The sequence below is a fragment of the Halomonas sp. DP8Y7-3 genome (assembly GCF_019801675.1).
GTDB lineage: Bacteria > Pseudomonadota > Gammaproteobacteria > Pseudomonadales > Halomonadaceae > Halomonas > Halomonas litopenaei_A.
Genome location: NZ_JAHVIO010000008.1, coordinates 67,993 through 84,517 on the forward strand (window position 1 = coordinate 67,993; position 16,525 = coordinate 84,517).

Consider the following 16,525-nt stretch of genomic DNA (forward strand, 5'->3'; position numbering starts at 1 on the left):
GCCCTGTTCTATAGCACGGTGTGGCGCGGACACGGAGTGATGCCGGTCACATGAGGTCCATGGTGCCGGATTGGCGAGCCTTGCGCCATGCTGATGCTGCCTCCAGGGGGATCACCCGGCCGACAGCCTGCATGCCCGGAGCAGGGTCGCGAGGGTCGTGGTGGTGCACCAGCATCAGTACGGTGCGCTGGCTAAGCCAGGGCTCGATTCCGCGCGCCACCCTCGAGGCGGTGGCAGCATCCAGCGCCGCGAAGGGTTCGTCCAGGATCACCAGTCCTGGGTCGGTCAACCACAGCCGGGCCAGGCCCAGTCGCCGAGCCTGTCCCCCAGACACCTGGCGCCCGCCCTCACCCACCCGAGTGTCCAGTTGGCGCGGCAAGGTTTCCGCCCAATCGGCAAGATCGACCGCCTCCAGCGCCTGCCATAGTGCCTCATCGGAGGCATCAGGCCGACCGATGCGCAGGTTTTCCGCAAGGCTGGTATCGAACAGCTCGACCCGCTGCGTCAAGCAGCCGACACGCTGGGCCAGCGCCTTGCGTGGCCACTGGACGAGGTCGGTGCCGTCCAGGGTCAGCCGGCCACGATACCCCGTCAGCTCACCCGCCAGCAGCGCCAGCAGCGTCGACTTGCCTGCCCCGGAGGCACCGCACAGCGCCACCCGCTCGCCACGGTCGACATAGCCGCTGACAGGTGCCAGCGCATCATCCAGTGCGGCGGGATAACGAAACGCCAGAGCGTCGAAGGCCACGCCAGCGGGCCCACCACTCCCCGACGTGGCATGATCCGCCGCCATCTGACGGGCATCGGTGCCTGCCTCCGCCGGGGGTGTCGCGGTCGACTCGATCTGGTTCAGGCGCTCAGCCGCCACCAGACTCGCCCCGGCGTGGCTGAATGCCGCCGGCAGGCTTGCCAGCCCTTCTGCCAAGGCCAGCGCTGCCAACGGCAACATGACCAGTACCGGCGCTGACAACTGCCCGCCCTGAAACGCCAGCAAGCCACAGACGAGCAGCCACCACCAGGCCGCTCCCATCACCATGACGGATACGGCATTGCCCCAGGCGGTGACCACACTCAGCCGCCACTGTGCCTTCAACACGTCGTCTTCCAGGGCTTCCAACTGCTGACGGCGACGATCCAGCGCCCGATAGGCTTCAAGTTCGCACATTCCCGTCACGCTCTCCATCATGGCCCCGCGCAGACGCTCCAGCGCCACCATACGCTGGCGACAGGCCTGCATACCGGCACGCGCTTGCCCCAGCGTCAGCCAGCCCCATCCCAGCAGCAGCAGCGCCGATAGCGCCAGCGCTGCCTCAGGCAGCCATATGGCCACCAGACCGACCACCGCCAAGCACAGCATCAGCGCCATCCCCGCTGGTGCGAAAAGACGCAGATACAAGGCGTCCAGGGTATCGATATCGGCGGTCAGACGGTTCAGCCAGTCACTCGCCCGCGTCGTGGCGAGACGCCTGCCATCCATGGCCACCAGGCCAGCAAAGCAGCGCGCGCGCAGCTTGGCCAGCAGGCGCAAAATAGTGTCATGGTTGTAAAGTCGCTCGACGTAGCGCGACACCGTGCGGCTGACCGCGAACAGGCGAATCCCTGCTCCCGGGGTATACACATCCAGCGCGGCCGCGACACCCGCGGCGAGGGCGACTCCGGTAAGGGCACTGGCGGTGATGAACCAGCCCGACACCGCCAGCAGACCCAACGCCGACAGAGCGGTCAGCACCATCAACGCCAGGCCGACCAGCAGCCGACCGCGCAGTTCGTCGTGCAAGGCCAGCCAGCCCTTCAGCGTGCGCCAATGGGCCAGCATAGACGGCTGTTGCGAGCTCATGGTTCTCTGCCTGCAGCAGTCTTTCACAAACACCCCGCCTCACGTTGATGTCGGACCGCCAGAATGGTCACAGCATCTTCATCTATTCGATATCGCACGACATACCCACTGTCACCAAAGTCGATAGGCCACTCGCGGAACACTTCGGGAAGGTCATCCACAAGTCGACCGAGTCGGGCGTGAGCACCCAGCACCTGCACGCCCTGTCGGATGGCTTCACCTGCGCGACGTGCGGCATCCGGGTTCCTTGCGCGCAAAAACTCACGAAGACGCTGTAAATCCCGGATCGCTGCCGGGGCAAACTTCACTTGTGACATTCAGGAGCGGGAAGTTCGTCATCCCCTCCCCAGCTCTGCAGCCACCGCTCAACCTCTTCGGCAGTCGCGTGTACGCCAGTCTCCTGAAATTCCGCCCAGGCCTGCAGGGTGTCGCGCCGCAAGGCCTCACGCTGCTCTTCGCGCTCAACATACTGGGCAATGGCTTCCCGCATGATCCAGTGCGGCGACCGTTGCCGGACTTCGGCAAGCTTGCGAACGCGCCCCTTCATATCCTCATCCAGCTTGATGGACGTTGCAGATGCCATATAAACCTCCCAACCAACAGGTAATACCTTTGACTACTATAGAGTACCCATCGCGACCCTGCCCCGGGGCAATCCCCTCTATGCCCCTATCAGGGTCTACTCTCTATCTCTGCACTTTCCACCAGAACGCTCTCTGTGTTGGCACTTGGCGAGTACGCTGCCAGCTGCAAATGTCGCCCCCCCAGGGCTAGAAGCTGCGGATGATGGCTCGCCACCAGCAAGGTTCGGCCTTCTGCCTCCAGGCGTCGGAAGCCCTGGATCAAGATGGCCTCGGTATCCCTGTCGAGGCTCGCCGTGGGTTCATCCAGCAGTACCAGGCGAGCATCGCTCAGAAATACCCGTGCCAGGGCCAGACGCTGGGCCTGACCGCCCGACAAACCGACTCCATGCTCGCCGATGGGCGTGGCAAGTCCCTGCTCCAGGGTGTTCATCAAGGTGGCCAGACCGGCATCGCCCAGAGCTGACCACAACGCCTCGTCATCCGCTTCGGGAGCGGTCACCCGCAGGTTGTCGGCGATACTGCCATGCAATAGCCAAGGACGCTGGTCCATCCAGGCAAGAGACAAGTCACTGCGCACATGGCGAGTCCCGTCACCAGGCCCGGCAAAGCCGGCCACCAACGCCAGCAGGCTCGACTTGCCGGAACCAGAGGGACCACTGACCACCACCGTCTCACCCTCATGCAGGTCCAGGTCGAGGGGCCCTACCGCGCGGCCGCGTCCCGGATGGTCAAGACAGGCGCCGCGCAGGCGCACCAGGACACCTGGCTCGGTGACTTGCCCCGATGCCTCCATGACATCCCTGCCAGACGCTAGCTGGGAGCGGCGACGGCCCGGCGGCGCAGGCTCATCAAGCAAGGCGGTCAGGCCCTGGGCTGCGGCCAAGGCTGAGGCTCGATCATGATAGAACTGGGACAGCGTACGCAGCGGCTGAAAGAAGTCCGGCGCGAGCAGCAGGATGGTCAAACCACTGGCCAAGGTCAGCTGGTCGGCAATCGCCAACGGCAGATCACCCAGCAGACCGAAGCCGATGTAGATCGCCAAGGCCGCGATGGCCACGGAGGAGAAAAACTCGAGCACGGCGGATGACAGAAACGCCAGGCGCAGCGGGCGCAGGCTCCGCCGACGATAGTCGTCAGCCACCTGGGCAACGTCGTCCGTGGCACGCTGACCAGCCCCGAACAGACGCAAGGTCTGAATGCCGCGCACGCGATCGATGAAATGCCCCGAGAGTCGACTGACCGCCTCGAACTGATCACGGTTGAGCGCCTCTGCGCCCATGCCCACCAGCGCCATGAACAGCGGGATCAGTGGCGCTGTCACCGCCAGCAGTACCGCGGCCAGCCAGTTGGTCCAGGCCACGACCACCAGGATCACCAGCGGCACGACCAGCACCACGCGGCTCTGAACCCAGAAGCGCGCCACGTAGCCGTCCAGCGCATCGACCTGTTCGACCCATTGATGGGCCAGTCCTGCACTATGGTGGTTGGCCACCCGCAGGGGGCCAAGCGTGGCCAGGTGATCCAGCAACTCGCGGCGCACTGCGCGACGCAGGCGTTGGCTTGCGGCTTGGGCCAGCAGGTCCTGGGCGATACCGCAGAGCGCTCGCAACAGCACCAACACGGGCAACCCCAATAGCCATGGCCACAGTCTGTCCATGGAGGCGTTACCCTGAATGGCCATGGCCAACACCTGCGCCAGCACCAGCCACTGCGCGATACCGATCAACCCTGACAGGATGCCACAGGCCGCCGCTCCTCCAAGCCAGGCCCGGTGCTGGCCGACATGAGCTGCCAGCCAGCGCCGCGCCCGCGTGCCAGGGCGGTGTGTGGACTCAGTGATAGCCCGCCCCCCGCACCTTGCCGCGGAAGACCCAGTAGGACCAGGCGGTGTAGCCCAGCACCACAGGAATGACGAACAGCACCCCAAGCAGCAAGAACAGCTGACTTTCGGGGGCTGACGCTGCCTCCCACAGGGTGATGTCGGGGGGAATCAGATACGGCCACTTGCTGGCGACCAGACCGAGGTAGGTAAACAGGAACAGTCCCATGGTCGCCACGAACGGCTGCCCCTCACGGCGCTTGGCCACGGAGCGCCAGATCAGGCCGGCACACACTAGGGCGAGGAAGGGGAAGATCCAGAACAGGGTCAGATGATCGAACCAGCGCTCGCGCACAAAGTCATCGACGAAGGGCGTCCAGATGCTGATGATGGCGAAACCGACGAGCACCAGCAGCAGCAGCTTGGGGGTAATCCGATAGGCCCATTCTTGGACGTGACCCTCGGACTTGAGAATCGTCCAGGTTGCGCCCAGCAAGGCGTACCCTGCCATCAGCGCCAAACCAGTGATCACGGTGAACGGCGTCAGCCAGTCGAAGGGACCTCCCACGTAGACGTTATTGGCCACTTCGAAACCCTCGATATAGGCCCCTACCACGACGCCCTGGCAGAACGTGGCCACCATCGATCCCCAGCAGAACGCCCGATTCCACCAATGACGGTTGCGCCGCGACTTGAAGCGAAACTCGAAGGCAATTCCCCGGAAGATCAAGCCGGCGAGCATCAGGAACACCCCCAGGTACAGGGCCGGCAGCAGAATGGTATAGACCAGCGGAAAGGCTGCCAGCAGCCCGGCCCCACCCAGCACCAGCCAGGTCTCGTTGCCGTCCCAGATGGGCGCCACCGAGTTCATCATCACATCGCGAGCGTGTTCGTCCGGGGCAAACGGATACAGAATGCCCACCCCCAGATCGAAGCCGTCCATCAGGATGTACATCATCACACCGAACCCGATAATCAGGGCCCAGATGGCAGAGAGGTTGATCAATTCCATGTCATCAGCTCCCGAACTGGCGGCCGGCATCGGCCTCAAGGGTGGCGTGGGCGGCGGACAGCGGGCGCTTGGCCGTCTCGACCTCGTCATCATGGGGCTCTTCCGCCAGCATTCCCTGACGCACCACTCGGGTCAGGTAGTAGCCGCCGGTTAAGAACACCACCGCATACACCAGCACATAGCCAATCAGGGTCGCGAGCACCATCCAGCCGCTAAGCGATGGCGTCACCGCTTCGGCCTGGGTCATCATGCCGTAGACCAACCATGGCGCGCGCCCGGCCTCTGTCACAAACCAGCCGCCAAGCACCGCGATAAAGGGAGCCACGCTCATCAGGCGCAGCGTCTGCAGGAACGGACGGCTGCGGTAAAGCCGGCCACCACGACGCAGCCACAGCCCGACGAAAGCGACCGCAATCATCAGCATGCCCATCGCTACCATGGCGCGGAAAGACCAGAACACGAACCACACCGGCGGCTGTTCTTCCTTGGGTACCGCCTTGAGCCCCGGCACCTCGCCGTCGAGATCGTGGGTCAGGATGAGGCTGGCCAGCCGTGGAATACCGATCTCGAAGTGGTTTTCCTGAGCCTCCTTGTCCGGCCAGGCGAACAGCAGCAGAGGCACGCCGGACTGGGTCTCCCAGTTGGCCTCCATGGCCGCCACCTTGGTGGGCTGATGTTCCAGGGTATTGAGGCCATGGGCATCGCCGACGACGGCTTGCACCGGCGCCAGTACCAGCAGCAACCACATGCACATGGACAGTGCCTTGCGATTGGCCTCTACATCGCGGCCAATCAGCAGATACCAGGCGCTGACACCAGCCACCACGAAGCCGCCCGTGAGGAAGGAGGCCAGGGCCATATGGGTAAAGCGATACGGGAAGGAAGCGGTGAACATCGCCTCGGCCCAACTGGTCACATGAAAGCGGCCATCCACCAGTTCCACCCCGGCGGGGGTCTGCATCCAACTGTTGGTCGAGAGAATCCAGAACGCTGAGATGAAGGTGCCTACCGCGACCATGATGGCGGCAAACAAGTGAACGCCTTCAGGCACCTTGCCTCGGCCGAACAGCAGCACGCCTAGGAAGCCTGCCTCGAGGAAGAACGCCGTGACCACCTCATAGCTCAGCATGGGGCCCAGGAAGTTGGAGGTGGCCTGGCTGAAATTGCTCCAGTTGGTGCCGAACTGGAATGCCATGACGATACCGGACACCACCCCCATGCCGAATACCACGGCAAAGACCTTCACCCAGAAGGCGGCGAGCCGATCCCAGGCAGGGTTGCCTGTCTTGTAGAACAGCCCGTGCAACACCGCGACATAAGAGGCAAGGCCAATGGTGAACACGGGGAAGATGGCGTGGAAGGAAACAACGAAAGCGAACTGTATGCGTGACAGAAGCACGGGATCCAGTTCCATGAGCGACTCCTCGAGGCAGAGATGATCGGCGTTGGTGTCCCGCCATCCACCCAACCACTGCGGACCGGACCCCAGCTGAACCGAGCTGGATCAGACGCCGAGGGGCTCACCACATCCCTGGTGGCCCATCGTCGCACGCAATATGCAAAAGTTTGCACATTCGATCCAGCGCTGCACCCAGCATAGAATGCAGATCGGCCTCTGTCGCATGGCTAATTGTCGCACGCCGCAGTCGTCAATCGCCTACTAGCGCGTCAGTCAACGACGACAACGGCGCAGCCTGCCTGTTCTTCGCCTCCAGGCATCAAGCGCCCGAGGTCGTGCTCAGCACCAGCGATACCAGGTAGCCGGTATACACGGCGTAGACAGCCACCAGCACGCCCCCTTCCAAGCGGTTGATACGCCCCGCGCGCCCTTTCCAGCCGAGCGCAAATACCGCCATGATCACGGTCATGGCGGTCATGATCGACCAGTCGCGCAGCAGCACTTCACGTCCGGCCTCGATGGGCGCAATCACGGCGGCCAGGCCGACCACGCCAAGGGTGTTGAACAGGTTGGACCCGACGACGTTGCCGAGCACCAGATCATGCTCCTTGCGCCGCAGGGCACTGATGGACGACGCCAGCTCCGGCAAGGACGTGCCCACCGCCACCACCGTCAGACCGATGATCACGTCAGACACGCCCAAGCCCTGAGCGATGTCGACGGCGCCCCACACCAGCAAGCGCGAGCTGACAACCAGCAGCGCCAAGCCACCAAGCGTCAGAGCGAGTCCCTTGCCCAGCGACATGGCATGGGCATCGAGTTCCTGTACCGTGTCCATCGCCAAGGCATCGGCCCTGGCCGCCGCCTCTTCACGGCGACTCTGAATGATGCTGACGACCATGAACAGCAGCAAGCCGAGTAGCAGCAGGCTTCCTTCCAGCCGGCTGATCACGCCGCCCCACATCATCAATGCAGACACCAGAGTGGCCGCTCCCAGCACCGGCAACTCACGCCGGATCACCGAGGAGTGCACCGCCAGCGGAGACACCAGGGCCACCAGCCCCAGGATGAGGCCGATATTGGCAATATTGGAGCCGTAAGCATTGCCAAGCGCCAGGCCGGGGTTCCCCTGGGCGGCAGACAGTGCTGAAACGGTCAATTCAGGGGCAGACGTACCAAAGCCGATCACCAGCATACCGACCAGCAAAGGTGACAGACCCAGCCGATTGGCGGTGGCTGCCGCCCCCTCGACGAAGCGCTCTGCGCTCCACACCAGTACGACCAGACCGCCCACGACGGCAGAAACCGCTAGCAACATGTCAACTCCTCAGCCCATGATATCGGTCGCATCTTTGTCTATGGTGTCACCCACGTCAACGTGCCACACTATTTTAATTCGCAGGATCAGCTTGTTACGAAAGCGCTGACGTCCAGTACCCGCACAGCGCCTCGCTGCTGCCACCCACGGGAGGATATTGACGACCGTGCCTACATCCCTTCGCGGCCATATTGATCGGCTGCGCCAGACATCCGTCACCCAGCATCTTCCACCCGAGGCACACGTCAAGTCGCGCCGGCGTCTGCGCGCCTGCCACGAGTGTGACTGGGTGATGGCACTCCCCCCGCTGAGCCCCGGTGAAGAAGCCGACTGTGTACGCTGTGGCCATGATCTGGTCAAGCGCCATGCCTTCCCCGCACAGCGCAGTCTGGCGCTGGCGATCAGCGCCTTGGTGGCCATGGCGGCGGCCCTGGCCTTCCCGTTCATCGGCTTTCGTGCCAAGGGCGTCGGCAATGAGATCGAGGTCGCTCAGACGGCGACCCAGATGCTCGAGCATCATCAGCCGATCGTCGCCATGATGGTGCTGATGTCGATCATCGTGCTGCCCGCTCTCTATCTGATCACCGTCGTCTATCTTCAGCTCAGCCTGACGCTGCCTCGTCGGCTGCCTTACAGTCGCACGCTGGCACGGGGACTGTCTCACATCGCCCCATGGCTGATGGCCGACGTCTTTATCGTCGGCACCATGGTCGCGCTGATCAAGGTGGCGGGGCTTGCCGAGATCACGCTCGGAGTGTCGTTCTGGGCCTTCATCATCTACGCCGTGCTGCTGTTGGCCACCACCCTGTCGCTGGATCAGGACTGGCTGTGGTTTTCGCTGACCGGGGAGCCGCTGGCGCCGGAAGGCACTCGCACCGGCGCCACTGCGGCCTCCCAGGGTCTGACGGGCTGCCACACCTGCGGTTTGATCAATCGGCTGGATCGGCACGGCCACGGTCGCTGCCGACGCTGCGGCGAGAAGCTTCACGCCAGGCGCCCGCGCAGTCTGCAGACCACCTGGGCTCTTCTACTGACCGCAGCGGTGCTGTACATTCCGGCCAATGTCTACCCGATCATGTACACCACCAGTCTCGGCTCGGCGGAACCTCAGACCATCATCGGCGGGGTGATCTACCTGGTCAGTCACGGCTCCTGGCCTGTCGCCCTGGTGATCTTCGTGGCCAGCGTGATCGTTCCCATCGGCAAGCTGCTGGCGCTGGTGTGGCTGTGCCTGGTCGCGCCAAGGGCACCTAATATGCGTTCCGTGGTTCGCGCTCGGCTGTATCGTCTGACGGAGCTGATCGGACGCTGGTCGATGGTTGACGTGTTCGTGGTGTCGATCCTGGTCGCCCTGATCAGGGCAGGCGCCTTGATGTCAGTGGACCCGGGCCCGGCGTCGCTGGCCTTCGGCGGCGTCGTGATCGTGACGATGCTGGCCGCGATGAGCTTTGATCCACGTCTGCTATGGGATGGCGACAGCAAGACGCATGCCCCTTATACACCGGCCAGCCACCATCCCACCGACGCCATCCACCATCCCGCCGAGGATGGTGAAGAAACGCCTCCATCGATGACACGCCATACGCAGGACGAACAAGGAAGCACATCATGAGTGACGCCGATTCGCGCCACCCGGAAGATCATCAAGTGCCGCCGGACCAGGACATGCACCGTGCCGCACCGACCCAGCAGAAACGCCTGTCGCCGGTATGGATAGTGCCCTTCGTGGCACTGCTGATCGGCGGCTGGCTGGTCTATGACAACTATGCCAGCCGTGGCCCTCAGATTTCGCTGCATCTGCCCACGGCCGACGGCATTGAAGCCGGCAAGACGCTGATCAAGACCCGTAACGTCGAGGTCGGCAAGGTGACATCCGTCTCCCTCAGCGAAGACCTGTCCGGCGTCGAGATCACCGCCCAGATGGAGCCCCAGGCCGAGCAGATGCTGGTCGAGGACACCCACTTCTGGGTGGTCAAGCCGCGTATCGGCCGCGAGGGCATCAGCGGTCTTGGGACCGTACTGTCCGGCGCCTATATTCAGCTGGAGCCGGGGCGCAGCGAGGTCGATGCCCGGGACTTCGACGTCAGCGATGAACCTCCGGTCGCGCCGCCAGGCGCCGAGGGGCTGCGCCTGAACCTGGTCAGCCAGGTCGGCAACTCACTTAGCGTGGGCGACGCCGTCACCTTTCAAGGCTTCAGCGTAGGTCGCGTGGAGAAGGCCGAATTCGATGTCTCGACCCAGAGCATGCATCACCGTATCTTCATCGAAAGCCCCTACGACACCCTGGTCACCGAGAACACCCGCTTCTGGGGTACCAGCGGCATCGACGTAAGCCTGGGCTCCGAAGGCTTCCAGGTGAAAGTCGAATCCCTTGAGGCCCTGCTCGGCGGCGGCGTGACCTTCGGTGTGCCAGATGACATTCCTGCCGGCCCCGAGGCCGAGGAAGACGCCACCTTCGAGCTGTATGCCGACGAGGAGGCGGCGCGTCAGGGTACCTTCAACCGCTACCTGGAGTTCGTACTGCTCAACGAGGACACCGTCCGCGGTCTGTCCCGTGGCGCCCCGGTCGAATTCCGTGGCGTGCGCATCGGCACCGTGGCCGCGGTGCCCTGGAACTTTACCGCCAAGCAGCCTCCCGGGCGTGAGCGCCTGGCCATTCCGGTGCTGATCCGAATCGAGCCACAGCGCCTTGGCATCGGTGCTAATGACCTTGACCTGGAGGAATGGCGCGAACGCTTCAACCGTCTGTTCGAGCGCGGCATGCGCGCCACCCTGAAGAGCGGCAGCCTGCTGACCGGTGCCCTGTTCGTGGACCTCAAGATCGACGAAGAGCTACGTGGCCAGTACGTGGCGGAGAGCTTTGCCGACCGCCCCGTCTTCCCCACCGCCTCGGCGGGCCTGGCGCAGATTCAGGCGCAGGTCACGGCGCTGCTCGACAAGCTCAATCGTCTCGAGATCGAGCCGATCCTGTCGGGGCTGGACCGCAACCTGCAAGTGTCGGAAGCCATGCTGACCCAGGCCCGCACGCTGGTGCAGAGCATGAACAGCCTGCTGGATAACCCGGAGACCCAGGGTCTGCCGGGCAACATCAACCAGACCCTGGACGAGCTGCGCCAGACCTTGAGCGGCCTGTCACCGGAGTCCAGTGCCTACCAGGACCTGACCCGCACGCTGAACGAAGTCGAGCGCCTGGTTCGCGACCTGCAGCCAGCGGCGCGCAAGATCAGCGATGACCCAAGGGCCCTGCTGTTCGACAGTATCCAGACGGAAGACCCGATTCCGCGGGCACCGCGCTGACTCAGGCGGCCCGGGCCATGCCGGCCCGGGCCAGCGAATGTGATGACATCACTGACCTCAACGGAAAGGAGTTCTCCATGAGGCCAATCAGACACCTCTGTGTTCCCCTGCTGGCACTTTGGCTGGGTGGCTGCGCCACCGCCGAGACACCGGTCACCCAGTACGTGCTGCCCGCCGATGCAGGCAGCCAGGACGCGCGAATCCCCTCCTCCAGCGATACTCCACTGGTGGTGGCTCCTCCGCGCCTGGCCAATTATCTTGAGGCCGAGGGCGTGGTCCTGCAGGTCGACGATATCTCCCTCAATCAGGCCAAGAGTCACCAATGGGCCGCCCCCCTGGTGCAACAGCTGGAGCGCGGATTGCGTGATCGTCTTGCCGACCGGCTGACGGGACGCCGAGTGCTGTTGTCGAGCGGACCGGCAGAGGGCGCCATGACCCTGGAGCTCAGTATCGACCGCTTCCAGGGGCACTACGATGGCTACGCGGTGACCTCCGGGCAGTGGCTGCTGCGCGATGCCCGACGCCAGGTCATCGACAGCGACAGCTTTGAAGCTAGAGAGCCGCTGGACAGCGACGGATATGCCGCTCTGGTGCGCGCCCTTGGCCGCACCTGGGACGGCGTTGCTGACACCATCGCCGCTCGGGTTCGCCAAGCATCCTGACGGTCAGCGCCTGATACCCGCCCCCTGCATCACCACCGACGACCGCTGGAAGGGCGGTTGCCGGTGCGCTGGCGCAACAAATCTGGCATCATGCCGGCAACGGTGACGGGGGGTCCCCCGCCGAATTTATCCCACGCCTTGTCCGGGACCGGCGCCAGCCGTCAGTTGGCGTCCTGCGAGTGCGTGCGTGTTGGAGTTTGCATGAGTTTTTCCGATCTCGGCCTGCGTGCCGAATTGCTCCGTGCCGTCGAGGCACAGGGCTATGACACCCCGACGCCCATTCAGCGCCAAGCGATCCCCGCGGTGCTGAAGGGCGGCGACCTGCTGGCCAGTGCCCAGACCGGCACCGGCAAGACAGCAGGCTTCACCCTACCCATGCTCCAGCGCCTGGCCGAAGGCCCCCGCCCCGCCAAGCGCCAGATACGGGCCCTGGTGCTGACACCCACACGGGAACTGGCCGCTCAGGTCGGGGAAAGCGTCCGCGATTACGGCAAGCACCTGTCACTGACCCATCACGTCATCTTCGGCGGTGTCGGCCAGCAGCCGCAGATCGACGCCATTCGCCCGGGCCTGGACGTGCTGGTGGCGACACCGGGTCGCCTGCTCGATCTGCATCAGCAGGGCCACGTCAACCTGTCCCAGGTGGAAATCCTGGTGCTCGATGAAGCCGACCGCATGCTCGACATGGGCTTCATCCACGACATTCGCCGCGTGCTCAAGCTGCTGCCGGAGAAGCGCCAGAACCTGCTGTTCTCGGCCACCTTCTCCAGCGAGATCCAGGCGCTGGCGGACAAGCTGCTGGACCGCCCCGAGATGATCGAGGTCGCCCGCCGCAATACCACCGCCGAGACGGTGGATCAGGCGGTCTACCGGGTGGATCGTGAGCGCAAGCGCGAGCTGCTTGCCCATTTGATCGAGAGTCATCGCTGGTACCAGGTACTGGTGTTCACCCGCACCAAGCACGGCGCCAACCGCCTGGCAGAGCATCTGGACAAGCGCAACATCACCGCCATGGCGATCCACGGCAACAAGAGCCAGTCAGCCCGAACCCGCGCCCTGGGCGCCTTCAAGTCGGGTGATCTGCAAGTGCTCGTGGCCACCGACATAGCAGCGCGTGGGCTGGATATCGATGAACTGCCCCACGTCGTCAACTTCGAGCTGCCCAATGTGGCCGAAGACTACGTCCACCGGATTGGCCGCACCGGCCGTGCCGGCAACGAAGGCCAGGCGGTATCGTTGGTGTGTGTCGACGAGCATGGCCTGCTGAAGAACATCGAGCGGCTGATCAAGCGTGACCTCGAGAAGCGCATCGAGCCCGGCTTCGAACCGGACCCCAACGCCAAGCCGGAACCCATCGAGAACGGGCGCAATCGCCGTGGCGGCGGTCAGCGCCGAGGTGGCAACACCAGCAGAAACAGCGGTGGCGGTAACAGCGGTAATGGCGGCGGCAACCAGCGCAACGGCGGCCAGCGTAGCGACAATGGTAACAGCCACAACCGCAATGCCAGCGACCAGCCCGCTCGCCGCAGGCGCCGCCGCGGTGGACAAGGCAACCGCCAAGGCCAGGCCTAGGCGACGCGACTGAACGCACGCTACTGAACCTATGCCACTGAAACGGAGGGGCGCTCAAGCGCCTCTCCCACCTGAGCAGGAACGCGACATGGCTACCCCAGAACTGATCAAGGAATATCGGCGCTTCCGGGCCTTCCAGAAGCAGGCACAGCTCGACAGCGAACACCGTGGCGCTCAGGCCAAGATAGATGAGGCCAGGGTCAGCGCCAATCGTATGACCGAGGCCTATCGCAGCATGGCCGACAAGGCCGCCGAGCAAGGTGCCTGCTACCGCACCCTGTACCTGCGCAACCACGACGGTGTCGCCCTGGCCTGCGAAGGCTGGCTGTTCGTCCGGCGTGTGCTGTCCGAGGGTGGAGCGACCCGCGTGCGCGCCAGCCTGCTGGAGACCTTCCGCCTCGAGAATGGTCAACAGGCCCCCGGAGAGACCCCGGTAGAAAAGGTCACGCTGGAAATCTACGACCAGCTGCTGGTCGACAAGGGCATGGCCACGGCAGTGCGTATCGACGGCATCGACGGTGACCGCCACAGCCAGTTTCTGACCTTCAATGACCAGGTGCGTGGCGACCTTCGCCGCTTCCTGAAGTAAATTAAAGGCCGCCAGTGAGGGGTTGCCGCCCCTCGCTGGCGGGCTCTCCTGCACGTCGGCCATCTTTCAGGAGTTCTCATGAAGGCCTCGTCGCTGCCCTGGCGCTTTCTTCTGCTGATGGTTCTGGTCGGCCTCAACCTCAGGCCCGCGCTGTCTTCACTGGCACCACTGCTGTCGCGAGTACAGCAGGACACCAGTCTGTCCCCCACCGCCATCGGTGCCCTGACCACCCTGCCCGTGCTGTGCCTCGGTCTGTTCGCGCCGCTGGCCCCCCGCCTGTCTCGCCAACACGGCCCCGAACGTGCGCTGTCCATCGGCCTGGGGGTCATCGCCGCCGGTCTGCTGCTGCGTGGCCTGGGCTCCCCCGTTGCGCTGTTCGCCGGCACCCTGATGGTCGGCGCGGGCATTGGCGTGAGCGGAGCGCTGCTGCCGGCACTGGTCAAGCGGGAGCTGCCTCGGGGGGCGGACCTGATGACGGGTGTCTATACCATGGCCCTCTGCCTGGGCGGCGCGCTTGGTGCAGGCCTGGCGATTCCGCTGACGGGTCTGCTGGGCGACTGGACGCGCAGCCTTGCCGCCTGGGCCCTGCTGGCGGTGGCGGCGCTGATCGCCTGGGAACGTTACATGCCGCGCACGCCAGCCACACCAGGCGCCCGCGCGGACGTGGGAACCGGCATGACCAAGGGACTGCTACGCCAGCCGCTGGCCTGGCAGGTCGCCCTGCTGATGGGGACCCAATCCTCACTGGCCTACATCGTGTTCGGCTGGCTGCCGACCCTGTTGATGCAACGTGGCATCGGCGAGGCCGAGGCTGGCCTGCTGATGGGCATGTCGGTCATGGTCCAGCTGATTTCGGCGTTACTGGCACCGTGGCTGGCACGCTTCGGGCGTGATCAACGGCCTGCGCTGCTGCTGGTGATGGGCGCCACCGCCAGTGGGCTATGGGTGCTGCTGATGGCGGATACCTCGCTGCGCTATCTGGGCGCACTGCTGTTGGGCCTTGGACAAGGCGGCAACTTCAGCCTGGCACTGACCTTGATCGTGTTGCGCACTGCCGACGCCCGCCTGGCGGGACGCCTGTCAGGGCTGGCCCAGGGTGGCGGCTATGCCCTCGCGTCACTTGGCCCCCTGAGCATTGGCATCCTGCTGGACCACCAGGCTCCAATCAGCGTGGTGGCCTACGTGTTGATGGGTATCGCGGCGGCCGCCGCCTGCTGTGCCTGGCTGGCCGGGCGCCAGCGCCAGCTGACCTTCGATGACAACGGCACCGTCATCACCCGACAGGCATCTCGCCGTCGCTAGATGACATGGCCTGCAGGCCTCGTTTCACCGTTTCACACTTAGGACATCGCCACATGAACTCCCAGCACGACGCAGCGGTACTGGTCATCTATACCGGCGGCACCATCGGTATGGTCAATACGCCCCATGGCCTTGCTCCTGGCCCCGATATGGAGGCCAGGGTCCGCCGTGCCGTCGACGAGCTGCCAGCGCAGCGGCGCGCCTCATTGCCCGCCTTCGAGTGGCTGGAGGTGGCCACACCCATCGATTCGAGCAGCGCTCAGCCGGAAGACTGGGCAGCGCTCGCCCGGCTGGTGGCCGACCACTACCTGGCCTATCGCGGCATCGTGGTGCTGCACGGAACCGACACCCTGGCCTGGACGGCCTCGAGCCTGGCCTTCCAGTTGCAAGGAATCGACCGGCCAGTGGTGGTGACCGGCTCCATGGCGCCGCTGGCCGCCGCCGAGAGCGATGCACTGGACAACCTGGTGGACGCGCTCGGCTTCGCCGCGATGCCTCAGCTGCAGGAAGTGGCCGTGTGCTTCGCCGGCAAGCTGCTGCGCGGCTGCCGCAGCCGTAAATGGCACGCTCGTGACAGCGACGCCTTCACCAGCCCCAATGCACCGCTCCTCGGCGAATGCGTCTCCGGCCATTGGCAGCTGCATGAGGCACGCGGTCTTGATGCCGTGCAGCGCGGCGCCCCGCGGTTCGAGCTCGGCGACTACCGTGGGCTTGGCGACAAGGTCGTGCGCATTCCGATGTGGCCGGGCATTCGCCCCTGGCAGCTGGCGGCCTGGCTGGATGATGACAGAGTCGAAGGCGCCCTGCTGGAGGTGTGGGGAGGCGGCAATATGCCTGACGATCCGCAGCTCGGCGCGGTGCTTGCTGAAGCCAGCGGCCAAGGCAAGTTGCTGGTGGCCATCAGCCAGTGCCCTCAGGGGACCATCGCTATCGGTCACTACGCCGCCGGTCAGCTGCTGGCGGCGGCGGAGGTGGTCTCAGGGGATGACATGACCCCGGAGGCGGCCTTCACCAAGCTCGTCCATTTGCTGTCTCTCCCTCTCGACTCTGCCCAACGGCGCGAGCTGTTCCGCACGCCGCTGGTAGGCGAGCGCGGCTGAAGGGCAGACCGTGACAACTTTTTTGTGCTCATGG

General features: G+C 64.7%; 14 protein-coding genes. 7 read left to right on the forward strand and 7 right to left on the reverse strand.

Going from position 1 to position 16,525, the window contains the following annotated elements; all coding sequences use genetic code 11:
• Nucleotides 1-46: 46 nt before the first annotated feature.
• The 7 genes from cydC to KUV86_RS09445 form a co-directional block, all read right to left on the reverse strand.
• On the reverse strand, nt 47-1,837 hold the full coding sequence (gene cydC, locus KUV86_RS09415) for a thiol reductant ABC exporter subunit CydC (RefSeq protein WP_222484610.1): 1,791 nt from the start codon (nt 1,835-1,837) through the stop codon (nt 47-49).
• 23 nt (nt 1,838-1,860) lie between these two features.
• Nucleotides 1,861-2,154, reverse strand: coding sequence for a type II toxin-antitoxin system RelE/ParE family toxin (locus tag KUV86_RS09420; RefSeq protein WP_222239378.1), 294 nt, complete (start codon nt 2,152-2,154; stop codon nt 1,861-1,863).
• A complete protein-coding gene (locus KUV86_RS09425) occupies nt 2,142-2,420 on the reverse strand; it encodes a CopG family ribbon-helix-helix protein (RefSeq protein ID WP_222239377.1) in 279 nt (92 codons plus the stop codon). Before KUV86_RS09425 ends, KUV86_RS09420 begins: the two co-directional genes overlap by 13 nt.
• 89 nt (nt 2,421-2,509) lie before the next feature.
• Nucleotides 2,510-4,327, reverse strand: coding sequence for a thiol reductant ABC exporter subunit CydD (gene cydD, locus KUV86_RS09430; RefSeq protein WP_409996344.1), 1,818 nt, complete (start codon nt 4,325-4,327; stop codon nt 2,510-2,512).
• Nucleotides 4,254-5,252, reverse strand: coding sequence for a cytochrome d ubiquinol oxidase subunit II (gene cydB, locus KUV86_RS09435; RefSeq protein ID WP_222239376.1), 999 nt, complete (start codon nt 5,250-5,252; stop codon nt 4,254-4,256). The genes cydD and cydB overlap by 74 nt, the downstream gene beginning before the upstream one ends.
• A gap of 4 nt (nt 5,253-5,256) precedes the next feature.
• On the reverse strand, nt 5,257-6,666 hold the full coding sequence (locus KUV86_RS09440; protein WP_222163185.1) for a cytochrome ubiquinol oxidase subunit I: 1,410 nt from the start codon (nt 6,664-6,666) through the stop codon (nt 5,257-5,259).
• A gap of 304 nt (nt 6,667-6,970) precedes the next feature.
• Nucleotides 6,971-7,969 (reverse strand): calcium/sodium antiporter, encoded by a 999-nt coding sequence (locus KUV86_RS09445; protein ID WP_222484611.1) that lies wholly within the window; start codon nt 7,967-7,969, stop codon nt 6,971-6,973.
• A 166-nt stretch (nt 7,970-8,135) separates the two neighbouring features.
• On the opposite strand from KUV86_RS09445, the gene KUV86_RS09450 reads away from it, so the two are divergent.
• From KUV86_RS09450 to KUV86_RS09480, 7 genes are all read left to right on the forward strand, one after another.
• Nucleotides 8,136-9,581 carry a paraquat-inducible protein A gene (locus KUV86_RS09450; protein WP_315900978.1) on the forward strand — a complete coding sequence of 482 codons (1,446 nt, stop codon included), beginning with the start codon at nt 8,136-8,138 and terminating at the stop codon, nt 9,579-9,581.
• Nucleotides 9,578-11,266 carry an intermembrane transport protein PqiB gene (gene pqiB, locus KUV86_RS09455; protein ID WP_206938275.1) on the forward strand — a complete coding sequence of 563 codons (1,689 nt, stop codon included), beginning with the start codon at nt 9,578-9,580 and terminating at the stop codon, nt 11,264-11,266. Before KUV86_RS09450 ends, pqiB begins: the two co-directional genes overlap by 4 nt.
• A 77-nt stretch (nt 11,267-11,343) precedes the next feature.
• Nucleotides 11,344-11,928 (forward strand): membrane integrity-associated transporter subunit PqiC, encoded by a 585-nt coding sequence (locus tag KUV86_RS09460; protein WP_206938266.1) that lies wholly within the window; start codon nt 11,344-11,346, stop codon nt 11,926-11,928.
• Nucleotides 11,929-12,129: 201 nt separating this feature from the next.
• Nucleotides 12,130-13,500 (forward strand): DEAD/DEAH box helicase, encoded by a 1,371-nt coding sequence (locus tag KUV86_RS09465; RefSeq protein WP_222163183.1) that lies wholly within the window; start codon nt 12,130-12,132, stop codon nt 13,498-13,500.
• A gap of 88 nt (nt 13,501-13,588) precedes the next feature.
• Nucleotides 13,589-14,089, forward strand: a complete 501-nt coding sequence (locus KUV86_RS09470; RefSeq protein ID WP_222163182.1) for a hypothetical protein — start codon at nt 13,589-13,591, stop codon at nt 14,087-14,089.
• Between the two features lie 78 nt (nt 14,090-14,167).
• Nucleotides 14,168-15,391 carry an MFS transporter gene (locus KUV86_RS09475; RefSeq protein ID WP_261397597.1) on the forward strand — a complete coding sequence of 408 codons (1,224 nt, stop codon included), beginning with the start codon at nt 14,168-14,170 and terminating at the stop codon, nt 15,389-15,391.
• 53 nt (nt 15,392-15,444) lie between these two features.
• Nucleotides 15,445-16,491, forward strand: a complete 1,047-nt coding sequence (locus KUV86_RS09480) for an asparaginase (RefSeq protein ID WP_222484612.1) — start codon at nt 15,445-15,447, stop codon at nt 16,489-16,491.
• Nucleotides 16,492-16,525: the final 34 nt, after the last annotated feature.